This is a genomic window from Erwinia persicina (assembly GCF_019844095.1).
GTDB classification, from domain to species: domain Bacteria; phylum Pseudomonadota; class Gammaproteobacteria; order Enterobacterales; family Enterobacteriaceae; genus Erwinia; species Erwinia persicina.
On the sequence record NZ_CP082141.1, the window covers coordinates 2095063 to 2111940 of the forward strand.

The window sequence follows — 16878 nt, forward strand, 5'->3', positions numbered from 1 at the left end:
GGGGGCTGCACCTTTTCTGCCAGCCTGGCCGTCAGGAAAGGCCAAACACAAGGTCCCAGGGCAGGAACAACAGATTCACCAGCACCATCCCCGCCAGGGAAAGAAGGGTCAGCAGCATGCCATTTCGTCGCCACAGCACGGTACGACTGCGCAGGCCCCACGCATGCATCATGCGACCAAAGAAGAAAAACAGGCCCAGCAGGTGCAGCATCCAGATATCGGCGCCGTTCATCTCCATCATCACCAGCAAAAACATCGCGATGGGAATATTTTCTACCGCATTGCCGTGGATGCGAATGGCCAGTTGCAGATCGGAAACGCCGCCGTCGCCAATCGAAACCCTGTACTGCCGACGTAAACGCACGACGTCGAGTAAAAACTTCAGAATAAACAGCGAACCAACTACCACGTAAAGTGCACTGACCATCTCTCACTCCATGATGTAAGAATTATCTTGCCGAACAGGGTAGCGAAGAAAACTCAGGCTGTCGCCTGCCCGCCGATCAAAACAGCATCTCCTGCTGTGGCCAGTTGGGGACTTCACCGATGCCGGGCACGGCCTGCTGCAGGCCAGGCCAGAGTGCGCGAACCAGCTCGGGAGCAAACCCGACATCCGGAGTGTGAATAAACAGCCAGGGCTGGCCTGCGGCGCACCACTGCGGCAGGCGCTGTCGCCAGGCGTCAAACCACTTTGCATTGGCCGAGAGATCATCGCCCCCGATAAAGCGGATCATTGGGGCATCTGCCGTCATCACGGCGTGAACGGGCAATTTGGGTTTTTTACGCTGTGCTTCGATAATCGCCGGAGAGGAGGGGATGGCGCTGTGAACCCCACGCGTATCCAGGATCACCCGATTGACGCCACGCTGGTGCAGTCCACGGTTCAGCGCCTGTTCAGCCTCGCCCTTGGCGAAAAACTCCGGGTGCCGTACCTCTACCCCGTAGCGAAACGCCGTCGGCAAACCGTCCAGAAACTGCCAGAGTGCGGGCAGGTCAGCGGGTGAAAACGCTGACGGCATCTGCAGCCAGAACTGTCCCATTCGATCGGCCAGCGGGGAGAGCAGATCAAAAAATTCTGCGGTCAGATCGCCGCACTGTCGCAGCGATGCCTGATGGCTGATAGTGGCGGGGAATTTAAAACAGAAGCGGAAGTCATCATGGGTCATGGCCCGCCAGCGTTGAACCACTTCCGGGCGCGGCAGCGCGTACAGCGTGGTGTTGCCTTCGACACAGTTAAAGTAGCGGGCATAATCTTCCAGGGTGGTCATTCCCAGTTTTTTCCATTGTGGGTGCTGCCACTGCGGCAGGCCAAGGTACAACGGCGTCATCGCATTTCCTGTTTAGGTGAACTGCGGGCGACTGTAACGTGGGGAGAGGGAGGAGCGCAACACAGATTGCGGAGGAGGAAAATGTACGACCGGTTCCCTCCGGTCGTTGACGCACTACTGCAATGCCGCCAGGATCTCATCGCTCTGACGAACGCGGGCAATGCGGGGGAAGATCCATTCGACGCTGGCCTGATGCTGTTCCGCCGTCGCGGTGCTGCAGATGTCTTCGGCAATCACCAGATTGAAGCCCAGCTCCCAGGCATTGCGTGCGGTCGACTCCACGCCAATATTGGTGGCAATGCCGCCCAGGACAAGGGTGTCAATGCCGCGTCGGCGTAGCTGTAACTCCAGGTCCGTGCCGTAAAAGGCCCCCCACTGGCGTTTGATAACGGACAAATCGGTGGCCCGGGCATTCAGTGCCTCAGGGTAGTCCCACCAGTTGTCCGGCAGCGCACCGCCGGCATGGGCGGCATCCACCGGCTGTCTCAGTGCCTCTGCAAAATCGGCGGACCAGCCAACGCGCACCAGCACCACAGGGGCATTAACAGCGCGAAAATGCGCGGCCAGCGTGGCCGATCGGCGGACGACGTCATCGGCGGAATGCGGAGCATGGCCGAAGGGCAAAATGCCTTCCTGCAGATCGATCAGAACCAAAGCAGTGGTGTTGGGGTTAAGTTTCACTATCAGAATCTCCGCGAGAAGGTAGGAAACCGTCAAGAATACAAAGGAAAGGCCTCAGGCGGCGATGAAAATGATGTCGGTAAAGCGCAGTGTTTTGTTAGCGGTTATGTCGAGGTGATGATGTTTTGTTAACCATCTGCTCCAGTGAGAGGGGATATCGGGGTTTTTCTGCCCCTTTCCCGCGCCGACAGCACTTATCCTGTGAGCCATTTTCCATTATAATGGCAGCCATTTTTCGCGGCAGCAGCGCTCCTCAGAGCAGGATATTGACCATAAAGCTGTGCCAGCAGCGCTGAAGTTAAAAGGATATCATTATGCGTACTGAGTATTGTGGGCAGATCAATCTGTCTCATGTAGGCCAGCAAGTGACACTGTGCGGTTGGGTTAACCGTCGCCGCGATCTCGGCAGCCTGATCTTTATTGATATGCGTGACCGTGAAGGCATCGTGCAGGTGTTCTTTGACCCGGATCGCCAGGAGGCCTTCAAACTGGCCTCTGAACTGCGTAACGAGTTCTGCATCCAGTTAACCGGCACCGTCCGCGCGCGTGATGAGAAGAACAAAAACAGCGATATGGCGACCGGTGAGATCGAAGTATTCGCCACCGATCTGACCATCATCAACCGCTCTGAACCGCTGCCATTAGACTCCAATATGGCCAACAGTGAAGAAGCGCGTCTCAAGTATCGCTATCTTGACCTGCGTCGTCCGGACATGGCGAACCGCCTGAAAGCCCGTGCGAAAATCACCAGCTTCGTGCGCCGCTTTATGGACGAGCACGGTTTCCTGGATATCGAAACCCCGATGCTGACCAAGGCGACGCCGGAAGGTGCCCGTGACTATCTGGTGCCCAGCCGCGTGCATAAAGGCAAGTTCTATGCCCTGCCACAGTCACCTCAGCTGTTTAAACAGCTGCTGATGATGTCCGGCTTTGACCGTTACTATCAGATTGTAAAATGCTTCCGTGACGAAGATTTACGTGCGGATCGTCAGCCTGAATTTACCCAGATCGATGTGGAAACCTCCTTTATGACCGCACCGCAGGTGCGTGACATCATGGAGCGTCTGGTGCGCAATCTGTGGGTCGACGTGAAGTCGGTTGAGCTGGGTGATTTCCCGACCATGACCTTCGCAGAAGCCATGCGTCGCTACGGTTCTGATAAGCCCGATCTGCGCAACCCGATGGAGCTGGTGGACGTGGCCGATCTGGTGAAAAACGTGGAGTTCAGCGTTTTCTCCGGCCCCGCCAATGATGCCAAAGGCCGTGTGGCGACACTGCGTGTACCGGGTGGCGCACAGCTGAGCCGCAAGCAGATTGACGACTATACCAAGTTTATCGAAATCTACGGGGCTAAAGGCCTGGCGTGGATGAAGGTCAACGAACGCGCTAAAGGTCTGGAAGGGGTTGCCAGTCCGGTCGCCAAGTTCCTTGATGCCAGTATTGTTGAAGAGATCCTGGCGCGTAACGGCGCGGCCGACGGGGATATCATCTTCTTCGGCGCGGGCAGTGCGAAAGTGGTGGCTGATGCGCTGGGCGCGCTGCGTCTGAAGCTGGGTCGTGACCTGAAAATCACCGACGAAGCCGCCTGGGCTCCGCTGTGGGTGGTTGACTTCCCGATGTTTGAAGAAGACGGTGAAGGCGGCCTGACGGCCATGCACCACCCGTTCACCGCGCCAAAAGATATGTCCCCTGGTGAGCTCGCATTACAGCCTGAACTGGCGATTGCCAACGCTTACGACATGGTGATCAACGGTTATGAAGTGGGCGGTGGTTCCGTGCGTATTCATAACGGCCAGATGCAACAGACCGTGTTCGGTATTCTGGGGATCACCGAGCAGGAGCAGCGCGAGAAGTTTGGCTTCCTGCTGGATGCGCTGAAGTTCGGTACGCCACCGCACGCCGGTCTGGCCTTTGGTCTGGATCGTCTGGTGATGCTGCTGACCGGCACCGATAATATTCGCGACGTGATTGCCTTCCCGAAAACCACGGCGGCGGCCTGCCTGATGACCGAAGCGCCAAACTTTGCTAACCCGGCTTCGCTGGCTGAACTGGGCATTGAAGTGGTTAAGAAAGTGAAAGATCAGCCGTCAGAGAACGAATAATGGCGTTTAAGCATCCGGTTTCGGTTCTGGTGGTGATTTATGCCCTGGACACCCGGCGGGTGCTGATGTTGCAGCGACGTGATGATGTGGATTTCTGGCAGTCGGTCACCGGCAGCCAGGAGCCCGGCGAAAGTTTGCTACAGACCGCGCAGCGGGAAGTGCAGGAAGAGGTCGGGATTGATATTAACGCCGGGCAGCTCACATTCGTGGACTGCCAGCGTCATATAGAATTCGAAATCTTTGCGCACTTTCGCCACCGCTATGCGCCGGACATTACCCACAACCGGGAGCACTGGTTTACGCTGGCGCTCCCTGCGGAATGCAACATCACATTGAGCGAACATCTGGCTTTTCAGTGGCTGGATGCCCCGGCCGCCGCCGCGCTCACCAAGTCCTGGAGTAACCGCCAGGCAATTGAAGAATTTGTAGTGTAATTTTTGTTTTTTATCTTTTGAACTTAGCCAAACGTTCAGGCGTCTGTCGGCGCAGCGAGATGGCAGCCGGCAAGATAACCTGTTCAGCGTTGATTTGGAGACAAGAGTAAATGGCAGGACATAGTAAATGGGCGAACACCAAGCACCGCAAGGCGGCCCAGGATTCTAAACGCGGTAAAATTTTCACCAAAATCATTCGTGAACTGGTGACCGCTGCCAAACTGGGCGGCGGTGATGCGAACTCTAACCCGCGCCTGCGTGCGGCGATGGACAAAGCGCTGTCAAACAACATGACCCGTGACACCATGAACCGTGCTATTGCACGCGGCGTGGGCGGTGACGATGACAGCAACATGGAAACCATTATCTATGAAGGTTATGGCCCCGGCGGTACGGCGGTCATGGTCGAGTGCCTGAGCGACAACCGCAACCGTACCGTGTCTGAAGTCCGTCATGCCTTCACCAAAACCGGCGGCAATCTCGGCACCGATGGTTCCGTGGCGTATCTCTTCACCAAAAAGGGTGTGATCACTTTTGCACCGGGCCTGGAGGAAGATACGGTGATGGACGCGGCGCTGGAAGCCGGCGCAGACGACGTGATGACCTATGATGACGGGACGATTGACGTGTTTACCGCCTGGGAAAATCTAGGCGCAGTGAAAGAGGCGCTGGAAGCGGCAGGTCTGAAGGCAGACAGCGCCGAAGTCACCATGATCCCGTCTACTAAAGCGGATATGGATGCCGAAACAGCGCCTAAGCTGCTGCGTCTGATTGATATGCTGGAAGACTGCGACGACGTGCAGGAGGTTTACCATAACGGTGAAATTTCTGACGAGGTAGCGGAAACCCTGTGATACACCGACCATCACATCTGGTGAGCGCGTAATGGCTATTATTTTGGGGATCGACCCCGGTTCGCGCATCACCGGTTACGGTGTGATCCGGCAGGTGGGGCGGCAGTTAACCTATCTGGGTAGCGGCTGTATTCGAACCAGTGTGACTGATTTGCCGACGCGGCTGAAACTGATTTATGCCGGGGTGAGCGAAATCATCACCCAGTTTCAGCCGGAGTTCTTCGCGATAGAACAGGTCTTTATGGCGAAGAATGCAGACTCCGCGCTGAAGCTGGGTCAGGCACGCGGGGCGGCGATCGTGGCCGCCGTCAATCAGGATTTGCCGGTGTTCGAGTATGCCGCGCGCCAGGTAAAGCAGACCGTGGTGGGCATCGGCAGCGCCGAGAAAAGCCAGGTGCAGCATATGGTGCGGACGCTGCTCAAACTGCCTGCGAATCCGCAGGCGGATGCGGCCGATGCGCTGGCAATTGCCATCACGCACTGCCACCTGAGCCAGAACGTTAACCGTATTGGTGAGGGAAAACTGAACCTTGCACGCGGGCGTCTCAGTTAACTCGGGAAGTCCGCGAATCATATTCAGGCTGGATATTCATCCAGCCTTTTTTATGCTATAAACACCACTCTGAATAGTTATCTGAAGGAAGCGAATGTGATAGGTCGTCTGAGAGGCATTATCCTGGAAAAACAGCCGCCTGTGGTGTTGCTGGAGGTCGGCGGCGTGGGTTATGAGGTGCAGATGCCAATGACCTGTTTTTATGAGCTTCCCGACCTCAATCAAGAAGCGATTATCTTCACCCACTTTGTGGTGCGTGAAGATGCGCAGCTGCTGTTTGGCTTTAACAGTAAACCGGCGCGTGCGCTGTTCCGTGAACTGATTAAGGTCAATGGCGTCGGGCCGAAGCTGGCGCTGGCGATCCTCTCCGGCATGTCTTCCCAGCAGTTCGTCACCGCCGTTGAGCGCGAAGAGATTGCCGCACTGGTCAAACTGCCCGGCGTGGGCAAGAAAACTGCCGAGCGCTTAGTCGTGGAGATGAAAGACCGCTTCAAAGGGATGCACGGCGATCTGTTTGCCACCGATGCGCCGTTTGCACTGACCAGCGAAATGCCGGCCGAAGCTGCCAATGATGCTGAAAGCGAAGCCGTCTCTGCGCTGGTGGCCCTGGGCTATAAGCCTCAGGAAGCCAGCCGTATGATCAGTAAGGTAGGAAAACCGACCGCAGACTGCGAAACGCTGATCCGCGAAGCCCTGCGCGCTGCTATTTGACTGAGGTAGAGCATGATTGAAGCCGATCGCCTCGTTTCCGCCGGGGTTGTTACCGAAGAAGAAGTCATTGACCGCGCGATCCGACCGAAAATGCTGGCGGAGTATGTCGGCCAGCCGGTGGTGCGCGAACAGATGGAAATCTTCATTGAAGCCGCCAAAAATCGCGGTGATGCCCTCGACCATCTGCTGATTTTCGGCCCGCCAGGCTTAGGGAAAACCACGCTGGCGAACATTGTCGCCAACGAGATGGGTGTGAATCTGCGGACTACCTCCGGGCCGGTGCTGGAAAAAGCCGGCGATCTGGCGGCCATGCTCACCAACCTCGAACCGCACGACGTGCTGTTTATCGATGAGATCCACCGTCTTTCACCGGTGGTGGAAGAAGTCCTTTATCCGGCCATGGAAGATTATCAGCTGGATATTATGATTGGCGAAGGGCCGGGCGCCCGGTCAATCAAACTTGACCTGCCACCGTTCACCCTGATTGGGGCCACCACGCGCGCCGGGTCCCTGACCTCACCGCTGCGTGACCGCTTTGGCATCGTGCAGCGCCTGGAGTTTTACCGGGTGGAAGACCTGCAGCATATCGTCGGCCGCAGCGCTGCCTGTCTGGGCCTGCCGCTGAGCGATGACGGCGCGCTGGAAATCGCCCGCCGGGCACGGGGAACTCCGCGTATTGCTAACCGTCTGCTGCGGCGGGTGCGCGACTTTGCCGAGGTTCGTGCAGCCGGCAATATGAGCGGTGACGTCACCTCAAAGGCGCTGGATATGCTGAGTGTTGATACCGAAGGCTTTGACTATATGGACCGTAAGCTGCTGCTGGCGATCATCGATAAGTTTATGGGGGGGCCGGTAGGGCTGGATAACCTGGCGGCAGCAATAGGTGAAGAGCGCGAAACCATCGAGGACGTGCTGGAGCCGTATCTGATCCAGCAGGGGTTTATTCAACGCACCCCACGTGGCCGTATGGCGACCGGACACGCGTATAAACATTTCGGCATCACCCGCGAAGAGCAGTAGGTAGCAAACCCCGGGGACGAGGCGACCGGAAAGGTCTCCTCCCGGGTGGGCGAGGGGCTGCCCCTTTTCCGGTCAGCCCGTCACCATCATGATTACACAGCCGGCTTCTTCACCATACTGATGATAAACATCACTGCCGCGCCCAGTACCACGGACGGGCCGGCGGGCGTATCGTAAAACGCAGAGAACGTCAGGCCCGCCGTCACCGCCAGAATACCGAACACCACGGCCAGTCCAGCCATCTGCTCGGGTGAGCGGGCAAAGCGCCTTGCGGTCGCCGCCGGAATAATCAGCAGGGAGGTGATTATCAGCGCCCCGACAAACTTCATGGCAACGCCGATAGTCAGGGCGGTGATCAGCATCAGGATCATTTTCGTGCGCTGAATATTGACGCCGTCAACCTGTGCCAGCTCAGGACTGATGGTCAGCGACAGCAGCGCGCGCCATTGCCAGGCCAGCAGCAGCAGCACCACGACCACCCCGGCCACAATCGTCCACAGGTCGGTGGGGGTCACTGCCAGCAGATCGCCAAACAGATACGCCATCAGATCAACCCGCACGTCAGACATCAGGCTGACGACTACCATACCCAGCGACAGCGCGCTGTGCGCCATAATCCCCAGCAGGGTATCAATAGCCAGGTGCGGGCGCCGCTCCAGCCAGACAAGCACCAGCGACAGCAGCAGCGTCACGGCGATCACCGCGTAAAAAGGACTGACGTTCAGCAGCAGACCAAAGGCCACCCCCAGCAGTGAGGCATGCGCCAGCGTATCGCCAAAATAGGACATCCTGCGCCAGACAACAAACGAGCCCAGCGGCCCGGCGGCCAGAGCCAGCAGTACGCCCGCCAGCCAGCCCGGTAATAACAGTTCAATCATGACGGCCGGTTCCTTTGCGCAGGATAATTCGTCCCTGGAGATCGTGACGGTGGTTGTGATGGTGGCGATAAATGGCCAGCTGTTCCGCACCGCGCGGACCAAACATCGAAATAAACTCCGGATGTTTAGATACGGCCTCCGGGGTACCCGAACAGCAGATATGATGATTGAGACAGAGTACCTCGTCGGTTTTGGCCATCACCAGGTGCAGGTCATGGGAAACCATCAGGACGCCGCAGTTCAGCTCACGACGCAACTGGTCAATAAGGTCATACAGCGCGACCTGGCCATTCACATCCACGCCCTGGGTGGGTTCGTCCAGCACCAGTAGCTGCGGCTGATTAAGCAATGCACGCGCCAGCAGGACGCGCTGCATCTCTCCGCCTGACAGTTTCTGCAGCGGATACTCCAGCAGCTGGGCTGCCTGGACTCGTTTCAGCGCAGGCAGAATGTCCCCCCGTTTCACGCCGGGACGCAGGCGCATAAAGCGGTCTACGGTCAGGGGCAGGGTGACATCAAGATGAATTTTTTGCGGTACGTAGCCGATGCGCAGCTGTGCCGGACGCAACAGCGTGCCTGAGGTCGGCGCAATCAGCCCAAGCACGACGCGCACCAGCGTCGATTTACCGGCACCGTTCGGCCCCAGCAGGGTCAGGATCCGACCGGGCTGCAGCGAGAGTGAGACATCGGACAACACACGGCGTTGACCAAAGCTCACAGAAATTTTATCAAGGGCAATCAAAGATGACATGTTCATTACGGGTTGCAGAAATTTACGGATGTTATAATATCACAATCCATCGACACTCCACGATGGATTGAATCATTATGTTACATAAAAAAACGCGTGTATTTTCAACGCTGGCCGGCCTGAGTATCGCCGCTTCGCTTGCGCTTCCTGCCCAGGCCGATGTGGTCGCCTCCGTTAAGCCTGTCGGTTTTATCGCGGCAGCCATTGCTGATGGCGTCACGCCCGTTCAGGTTTTGCTTCCGGACGGTGCTTCCGAACATGATTACGCCTTACGTCCATCTGACATTAAACGCTTGAAGAGCGCGGATTTAGTCGTCTGGGTCGGCCCGGAAATGGAAGCGTTCATGACCAAATCTGCTGCCGCCTTACCTGCGGCTAAGAACGTCCAGATGAGCGATCTTCCCGGGGTGAAACCCCTGTTACTGAAGGGTGGAGAAGACGAAGAAGAAGAACAGCATGAGGCGCATTCAGGGCACTCACACGGGACGACTGACAGCCATGATCACCACCATCATGGTGAATATAATATGCATCTGTGGATGTCGCCGGAAATTTCCAAGAAAACTGCGATTGCAATCCATGCAAAATTATTGGAACTTATGCCGCAAAGCAAGGCCAAACTAGACGCAAACCTGCAGCACTTTGAGGCAGAACTGGCGTCAGCCGATGCGAAAATCAGTAATCAGTTAGCCCCGGTCAAAGGAAAAGGGTATTTCGTTTTTCATGATGCATACACATACTTTGAAAAACACTTCGGTCTGACGCCATTAGGTCATTTTACCGTCAACCCTGAGATCCAGCCCGGCGCACAACGTTTACATCAAATACGAACACAGTTGGTTGAGCAAAAAGCGACCTGCGTTTTTGCTGAGCCACAATTCAGGCCGGCCGTGATTGAAGCCGTTGCCAGAGGGACCACCGTGCGTTCGGGCACACTGGATCCACTCGGGACGGACATCACCCCAGGTAAAGACAGCTATGTGACATTCCTCTCACAGCTGTCCAGCCAGTATGCGAGCTGCCTGAAAGGAGAATAGAGGATCATTTAAGTGCAGCAGATATCCCGCGCTGTCGCCCTGGCGTTTAACAACCTTCCGCGGCCCCATCGTATTATGTTGGGGTCTTTGACCGTGGTGACGCTGGCCGTCACCCTGTGGCGGCCTTACGTTTATCATCCAGGCAATGAAAGTCCGATTGTTAAAACGGTCGAACTTGAGAAAAACCAGCTTCGAACCCTTCTTCCGGAAGCCAGCGAACCCATCGATCAGGATACGCCGTCTCCCGCTGACGATCTGCCAAAAGATGAAATTGATGAGGATGTCGCGGATGAAAGCGGCACGCACGATTACGTTATCTCCACCGGTGATACCCTCAGTAGCGTGCTTAACCAGTACGGCATTGATATGTCTGATATCAGCCAGCTGGCAAAGAGCGATAAAGATCTGCGTAACCTGCAAATTGGTCAGCAGCTTTCGTGGACGCTGAATGATAACGGTGAACTGCAACGCGTGAGCTGGGAAGTGTCCCGCCGTGAAACCCGAACTTACGATCGTTCGGGCAATGGTTTCAAATCCTCTTCGGTGATGCAACAGGGCGAGTGGCAGAACAATGTTCTGAAAGGCGTCGTCAACGGCAGTTTTGTCAGCAGCGCCAAAAAAGCGGGGCTCACCAGTAGTGAAATCAGTGCGGTGATCAAATCACTGCAGTGGCAGATGGATTTTCGTAAGCTGCGTAATGGCGACCAGTTCTCCGTGCTGATGTCCCGTGAAGTGTTGGACGGCAAGAGTGAACAGAGTGAACTGGTTGGCGTGCGGCTGAACAGCGGTGGTAAGGATTACTATGCTATTCGCGCAGAGGACGGGAAATTTTATGACCGCAACGGCTCCGGGCTGGCGCAAGGGTTTATGCGTTTCCCGACGGTTAAACAGTATCGCGTGTCATCAAACTTTAATCCGCGTCGTGTGAACCCGGTTACCGGGCGTGTTGCCCCTCATAAAGGCGTTGATTTCGCCATTCCTGTCGGCACGCCGGTGCTGGCTGTCGGTGATGGTGAAGTGATCGTGGCGAAACGCAGCGGTGGGGCAGGTAACTACGTTGCTGTTCGTCATGGCCGTCAGTATATGACGCGTTACATGCACCTGAAAAAACTGCTGGTGAAACCGGGGCAGAAGGTCAAACGTGGCGATCGAATTGCGCTTTCCGGTAACACCGGTCGGTCTACAGGGCCACACCTGCACTTTGAAATCTGGATCAATAACCAGGCCGTGAACCCGCTTACGGCGAAAATGCCGCGTATGGAAGGCTTGTCGGGTAAAGATCGCCGCGATTACATCGCTAAAGTACGTGAGGTTGTGCCACAGTTACGTTTTAAGTAATCCTGCTGCACAATAAAAAAGCCGATGGGTGATTCCATCGGCTTTTTTTTAGTAAAGAATGAGCATTCTTGTCAATAACTTTGCAAAATGCCATGTCAGCACTATCATATGCCGGTTATTGTCCGAGGCGAGTGCATGGAAAACCCAAAAAAAAGTCAGATCGAATTTATTCCCACTTTTAAACGAAGCTTTTTATTACCGCGATACTGGGGAAGCTGGTTAGGAGTAGGCGCGTTTGTTGGCCTCGCCCTGTTGACGCCACGTCTGCGTGACCCACTGTTGGGTTCACTTGGCCGACTGGCGGGGAAGTTCGCCCGCAGCGCGCGCCGTCGTGCGCAGATTAATCTGCTGTATTGCATGACCGATAAATCAGAAAGCGAGCGTGAAGCGATCATCGACGAGATGTTTGCTGTTGCACCGCAGTCGATGGCGATGATGGCCGAACTTGCGCTTCGCCCGCAACACGCCAAAAAGCGTATCCGCTGGCACGGCAGAGAAATTATCGAAGAATTACAGCGTGACGGGAAGAATGTGATTTTCCTCGTGCCGCATGCCTGGGCCGTTGACCTGCCTGCGATGGTGCTGGCCTCGGAGGGGCAGCCAATGGCGGCCATGTTCCACAACCAGAGTAACCCGGTGATGGATTATGTCTGGAACCGCGTACGCCGCCGTTTTGGCGGACGTATGCATGCACGTAACGATGGGATAAAACCCTTTATCATGTCTATCCGCCAGGGATACTGGGGCTATTACCTGCCTGACCAGGATCACGGCGCGGAGCAGAGTGAGTTTGTTGACTTCTTCGATACCTATAAGGCCACACTGCCTGCGGTAGGAAGAATGATGAAAGTCTGTCGCGCCAAGGTGGTGCCGTTATTCCCGTCCTATGACAGTAAAACTCATTGTCTGGATATCTATCTGCGCCCGCCGATGGACGATTTACCTGATTCTGATGATGCTTCTCAGGCCCGGCGTCTGAATGAAGAGGTGGAAGTCTTTGTCCGTCCTCACCCAGAACAGTACACCTGGATACTGAAGCTGCTGAAAACCCGTAAACCCGGCGAGAAAGAGCCTTACGATCGCCAGGAGCTTTATCCAAAGAAGTGACATGCGGTACAGGGGGCAACACATCTGCCCGTTACCCCCTGCTTTTTAGTTGAGTGCCGACCGGCGCTGCCACTCTCTCAGAAAGGCCCTCACCAGAACAAACCACACCACGCCAAAGGCCAGGTTGACCAGGCTGAAAGCGCGGGATCCGTCGCTGAAATAGGCAAATTTCGCCAGTTCTATTCCCAGGGCAAACACCAGAATGCTGATCATGCCGAGCATGGCAGCCACGCTGCCTTTTCCTGCCTCGCTGGAAAACAGCGTCAGGCGATAGAGCCCGGCGTTGACCAGCCCGGTGCCAAAGCCATACAGGCTGAGACCGGCCGTCAGCCACAGGTAGCTGTGATTATCGATCACCGAAGCCAGCGCAGCGATGCCCAGACCCAGCAAAATCGGCCAGGCACCAAAACGTAGCGGGCGATCAATGGGTAAGCGTGATGCCAGCTTGCCCAGCGTCAGGTTACCGGCGATCATGGCAACAAACACCGGCAGTTGCAGCAGGGCATAATCAAGGCGGGACAGCCCTTCATCATGGATCAGGATCACCGGTGAGAGCGCCACCCAGGCGAGGCAGGGGATGCTCACCAGGCCGATAGCCAGCGAACCGCTCATTACCTGACGGTCTTTAAACAGCGCGAGATAGCCTTTACCCAGGGATGACAGGGAGATCGAAACCTGCTTATCCCCGGCGGTTTCCGGCATGGTGCGCCACAGTCCAATCAGCGCGACAGCGGTGACGATACCGAAAAGCCAGAACATGGTGCGCCAGTCGCTGACCTCCAGAAAAGCGGCTCCTGCCAGCGGGCCCGCCAGTGGAGCCAGCAGGGCAACGTTGGCCATCAGCGCCATCATTCGTACGCTCAGAGCTTCATTGAAGGCTTCCTGAATGGCGGCATAGCCTACCGCGCCGATAAAGCACAGGCTGATCCCCTGCAGAAAGCGCAGCAGAATGAATTGTTCAATGCTCTGTACCCAGTGGGTGGCCATGCAGGTGAGCATAAAGAAGGTGACGCCAGCCAGCATCACCGGCCGCCGGCCCAGCTTGTCCGACAGCGGCCCCAACAGCCACTGTAAAACAATGCCACCGACCAGATAGGCGGTCAGCGAGGCTGACACCCATTCCGGCCCTACGCCGAACTCACTGGTCACCAGCAGCATTCCCGGCTGGATCATATCGTGAGCAATATAGGTCGCAAATTCGAACAAAACTAATGACAGGGGAAAAATAAGGTGTCGACGGGTTAGGGTCGACACGGGGACATATGACGCCATTCTGGCTCCCTCCAGGGTGTTCAAAACATTCAAAACGTGCAGTCGCCTGAACAGGCTCGCTAACATACCGCATTTTCACCTGTGCAGACTGCACTAATGTGAATAAAAGCGTGGTGACAGCGCACGGACAGGGCGATAGAAAAACGAGGGGGAAAGAGGAGGACACTTCCTGCCCGGGCTGACAGTGCCCGGGCAGGTCAGATCGTATTACTCAACGCGCAGCACGCGGCTGGTGTTGGTTGTACCCGTGGTGCTCATCACATCGCCCTGAGTGACGATAACCAGATCGCCTGACATCAGGAATCCTTTCTCACGCAGCAGATTGACCGCATCGTGCGCCGCCGCCACGCCGTCGCTGTTGCTGTCGAAAAATACCGGCGTCACACCGCGATACAGCGCAGTGAGGTTCAGCGTGCGCTCGTGGCGAGACATGGCAAAAATCGGCAGACCAGAGGTAATGCGTGAGGTCATCAGCGCGGTACGGCCGGATTCGGTCATAGTAATAATCGCGGTCACGCCCTGCAGATGGTTCGCCGCATACATGGCCGACATGGCAATTGCTTCCTCAATATTATCGAACTGCACGTCAAGGCGGTGCTTGGAAACGTTGATACTGGGGATCTTCTCCGCGCCCAGGCAGACCTTCGCCATGGCAGAAACGGTTTCGGCGGGATACTGGCCTGCTGCGGTTTCTGCTGACAGCATCACCGCATCGGTGCCATCGAGCACGGCGTTGGCCACGTCCATCACTTCCGCACGGGTCGGCATCGGGTTGGTGATCATCGACTCCATCATCTGAGTGGCGGTGATCACGGAACGGTTTAACTGGCGGGCGCGGCGGATAAGGGCTTTCTGGATGCCGACCAGCTCAGGATCGCCAATTTCAACACCCAGGTCGCCCCTGGCGACCATCACCACATCAGAGGCCAGGATAATGTCATCCATCGCTTCCTGGCTGGCTACGGCTTCTGCGCGCTCTACCTTGGAGACAATCATAGCCTCACAGCCAGCTTCGCGCGCCAGACGGCGGGCATAGTGCAGGTCTTCACCACAGCGCGGGAATGATACCGCCAGATAGTCGACGCCAATTTTAGCGGCGGTCAGAATATCCGCTTTGTCTTTTTCCGTCAGGGCTTCTGCCGACAGGCCGCCGCCCAGTTTGTTAATCCCTTTGTTATTGGACAGTGGGCCACCGACGGTCACTTCGGTAAAGACTTTCATGCCCTGAACTTCCAGCACTTTCAGCTGTACGCGGCCGTCGTCGAGCAGCAGAATATCGCCAGGAACCACGTCAGCAGGCAGACCTTTATAGTCGATACCGACTTTCTCACGATCGCCTTCCCCTTTGCCCAGGCTGGCATCCAGCAGGAAACGCTCACCGATATTGAGGAAAACTTTGCCCTCTTTAAAGGTTGAAACACGAATTTTGGGGCCCTGTAAGTCACCGAGGATGGCCACATGGCGACCCAGTTTAGCGGCAATTTCACGCACTTTATCTGCGCGCATTTGGTGATCTTCAGCGGTGCCATGTGAGAAGTTCAGACGAACAACGTTGGCGCCGGCAGCGATGACTTTTTCAAGGTTATTATCGCGATCGGTGGCGGGGCCTAACGTGGTTACAATCTTGGTTCTTCTGAGACGTCGTGACATGTATGACTCCATTGACTTTGAGAGTGGTGTTGCAGGAGCAAGCACTACTAAGGCTGTAAATCTGGTTAGAAGACAGAGAGGGGATGCAAACACCCCTCACGTCGGTAAGACCCATTTAAAAATCACGTTGTTACTGGCCGGAAAGAAGTGAGAGAGCGCTGTCTTTATCAAACCTGGACTCTCGCAGTGCCTCTTTGACTCGTTTGAGATTATCGCGAAATTTCGTGCCGCGACGCAGAGTAAAGCCGGTGGCCAGGACATCAATTAATGTTAACTGCGCCAGGCGGGAAACCATCGGCATATAAATATCGGTATCTTCGGGAACGTCCAGCATCAGGGCTAACGTTGCCTCTCGGGCCAGCGGTGAGTCAGGCGAGGTGATGGCCAGTACGGTAGCATCATTTTCCCGCGCGATCATCGCCAGTTCAACCATGCTTTTGGTGCGTCCGGTATGGGAAATCAGCACCATCACGTCGCCTTCCCCACTATTCATACAGCTCATGCGCTGCATTACAATATCATCGGAATAGATCACCGGCACATTGAAACGAAAAAATTTATTCATCGCATCATGGGCCACGGCGGCGGAGGCCCCCAGGCCAAAGAAGGCAATTTTTTTTGACTGGGTCAGCAAATCAACAGCGCGATTGACGGCCCCCATATCCAGACCCTGTTTCACCCGATCGAGCCCGGCCATCGCTGATTCGAAAATTTTCCCGGAATAGGCCTCCACGCTGTCATCCTGTTCGACGTGACGGCTGACATAGGGCGTTCCGCTGGCCAGACTCTGCGCCAGCTGTAATTTGAAGTCCGGGAATCCTTTCGTTTTCAGCCGGTGGCAGAAGCGGTTTACCGTCGGTTCGCTGACGGCCGCTGCCCGGGCCAGCAGGGCAATGCTGGAGTGCATCGCTGTGGCAGGAGAATCGATGATTACCTCGGCCACTTTCCGTTCTGACTTGCTCAGATTTTCCAGCTCGGCATGGATTTTTTCCAGCATATTCATAGTGCTACCTGTTCATACATTCTGACGATTTCAATCAAAGGAGAAATCGATGTCATTTTGTAGAGAATATACAATGCACGGCAGCCCGGGTGGCAGTAGCATAACGACATTCATTGACATTTATTGCCAGAGTTTGAGCTGTGTCTGATTTTCAGAATG

The 16878-nt window shown here is 55.9% G+C and carries 17 protein-coding genes; 9 read left to right on the top strand and 8 right to left on the bottom strand.

What is annotated here, in order from left to right; genetic code table 11:
* Window positions 1-31 precede the first annotated feature (31 nt).
* The 3 genes from K6L24_RS09380 to K6L24_RS09390 form a co-directional block, all read right to left on the bottom strand.
* A complete protein-coding gene (locus K6L24_RS09380) occupies window positions 32-427 on the bottom strand; it encodes an MAPEG family protein (RefSeq protein WP_062746301.1) in 396 nt (131 codons plus the stop codon).
* A gap of 76 nt (window positions 428-503) precedes the next feature.
* Window positions 504-1328: a DUF72 domain-containing protein gene (locus K6L24_RS09385; RefSeq protein WP_062746299.1), complete on the bottom strand. Its 825-nt coding sequence runs from the start codon at window positions 1326-1328 to the stop codon at window positions 504-506.
* Window positions 1329-1442: 114 nt separating this feature from the next.
* Window positions 1443-2012: a hydrolase gene (locus tag K6L24_RS09390; RefSeq protein ID WP_062746423.1), complete on the bottom strand. Its 570-nt coding sequence runs from the start codon at window positions 2010-2012 to the stop codon at window positions 1443-1445.
* A 311-nt stretch (window positions 2013-2323) separates the two neighbouring features.
* On the opposite strand from K6L24_RS09390, the gene aspS reads away from it, so the two are divergent.
* From aspS to ruvB, 6 genes are all read left to right on the top strand, one after another.
* Window positions 2324-4111: an aspartate--tRNA ligase gene (gene aspS / locus K6L24_RS09395; RefSeq protein WP_118664007.1), complete on the top strand. Its 1788-nt coding sequence runs from the start codon at window positions 2324-2326 to the stop codon at window positions 4109-4111.
* Window positions 4111-4545 carry a dihydroneopterin triphosphate diphosphatase gene (gene nudB / locus K6L24_RS09400; protein ID WP_062746294.1) on the top strand — a complete coding sequence of 145 codons (435 nt, stop codon included), beginning with the start codon at window positions 4111-4113 and terminating at the stop codon, window positions 4543-4545. The genes aspS and nudB overlap by 1 nt, the downstream gene beginning before the upstream one ends.
* A gap of 110 nt (window positions 4546-4655) precedes the next feature.
* On the top strand, window positions 4656-5399 hold the full coding sequence (locus K6L24_RS09405) for a YebC/PmpR family DNA-binding transcriptional regulator (RefSeq protein ID WP_062746291.1): 744 nt from the start codon (window positions 4656-4658) through the stop codon (window positions 5397-5399).
* 31 nt (window positions 5400-5430) lie between these two features.
* Entirely contained in the window at window positions 5431-5952 is a 522-nt protein-coding gene (gene ruvC / locus K6L24_RS09410) for a crossover junction endodeoxyribonuclease RuvC (RefSeq protein ID WP_118664008.1), read from the top strand.
* A 96-nt stretch (window positions 5953-6048) separates the two neighbouring features.
* Entirely contained in the window at window positions 6049-6663 is a 615-nt protein-coding gene (gene ruvA / locus K6L24_RS09415) for a Holliday junction branch migration protein RuvA (protein ID WP_137269676.1), read from the top strand.
* A 12-nt stretch (window positions 6664-6675) separates the two neighbouring features.
* Window positions 6676-7683 (top strand): Holliday junction branch migration DNA helicase RuvB, encoded by a 1008-nt coding sequence (ruvB, locus tag K6L24_RS09420; RefSeq protein ID WP_062746282.1) that lies wholly within the window; start codon window positions 6676-6678, stop codon window positions 7681-7683.
* Between the two features lie 92 nt (window positions 7684-7775).
* Here the strand turns inward: ruvB and znuB are convergent, their stop codons facing one another.
* Complete coding sequence (gene znuB, locus K6L24_RS09425) at window positions 7776-8561, bottom strand: zinc ABC transporter permease subunit ZnuB (protein ID WP_062746280.1); 786 nt, start codon at window positions 8559-8561, stop codon at window positions 7776-7778.
* Complete coding sequence (gene znuC / locus K6L24_RS09430) at window positions 8554-9312, bottom strand: zinc ABC transporter ATP-binding protein ZnuC (RefSeq protein ID WP_118665750.1); 759 nt, start codon at window positions 9310-9312, stop codon at window positions 8554-8556. Before znuC ends, znuB begins: the two co-directional genes overlap by 8 nt.
* Window positions 9313-9389: 77 nt before the next feature.
* On the opposite strand from znuC, the gene znuA reads away from it, so the two are divergent.
* The 3 genes from znuA to lpxM all read left to right on the top strand — a co-directional run bounded on the left by znuA (window position 9390) and on the right by lpxM (window position 12794).
* Window positions 9390-10349 (top strand): zinc ABC transporter substrate-binding protein ZnuA, encoded by a 960-nt coding sequence (znuA, locus tag K6L24_RS09435; RefSeq protein WP_222682223.1) that lies wholly within the window; start codon window positions 9390-9392, stop codon window positions 10347-10349.
* Between the two features lie 12 nt (window positions 10350-10361).
* Complete coding sequence (gene mepM / locus K6L24_RS09440; RefSeq protein WP_062746277.1) at window positions 10362-11687, top strand: murein DD-endopeptidase MepM; 1326 nt, start codon at window positions 10362-10364, stop codon at window positions 11685-11687.
* A gap of 135 nt (window positions 11688-11822) precedes the next feature.
* Window positions 11823-12794 carry a lauroyl-Kdo(2)-lipid IV(A) myristoyltransferase gene (gene lpxM, locus K6L24_RS09445; protein ID WP_118664010.1) on the top strand — a complete coding sequence of 324 codons (972 nt, stop codon included), beginning with the start codon at window positions 11823-11825 and terminating at the stop codon, window positions 12792-12794.
* A 45-nt stretch (window positions 12795-12839) separates the two neighbouring features.
* Here the strand turns inward: lpxM and K6L24_RS09450 are convergent, their stop codons facing one another.
* The 3 genes from K6L24_RS09450 to K6L24_RS09460 all read right to left on the bottom strand — a co-directional run bounded on the left by K6L24_RS09450 (window position 12840) and on the right by K6L24_RS09460 (window position 16719).
* Window positions 12840-14066, bottom strand: coding sequence for an MFS transporter (locus K6L24_RS09450; protein ID WP_062746273.1), 1227 nt, complete (start codon window positions 14064-14066; stop codon window positions 12840-12842).
* A gap of 207 nt (window positions 14067-14273) precedes the next feature.
* On the bottom strand, window positions 14274-15716 hold the full coding sequence (gene pyk / locus K6L24_RS09455; RefSeq protein ID WP_062746271.1) for a pyruvate kinase: 1443 nt from the start codon (window positions 15714-15716) through the stop codon (window positions 14274-14276).
* A 130-nt stretch (window positions 15717-15846) separates the two neighbouring features.
* Window positions 15847-16719: a MurR/RpiR family transcriptional regulator gene (locus tag K6L24_RS09460; protein WP_222682224.1), complete on the bottom strand. Its 873-nt coding sequence runs from the start codon at window positions 16717-16719 to the stop codon at window positions 15847-15849.
* Between the last annotated feature and the right edge of the window lie 159 nt (window positions 16720-16878).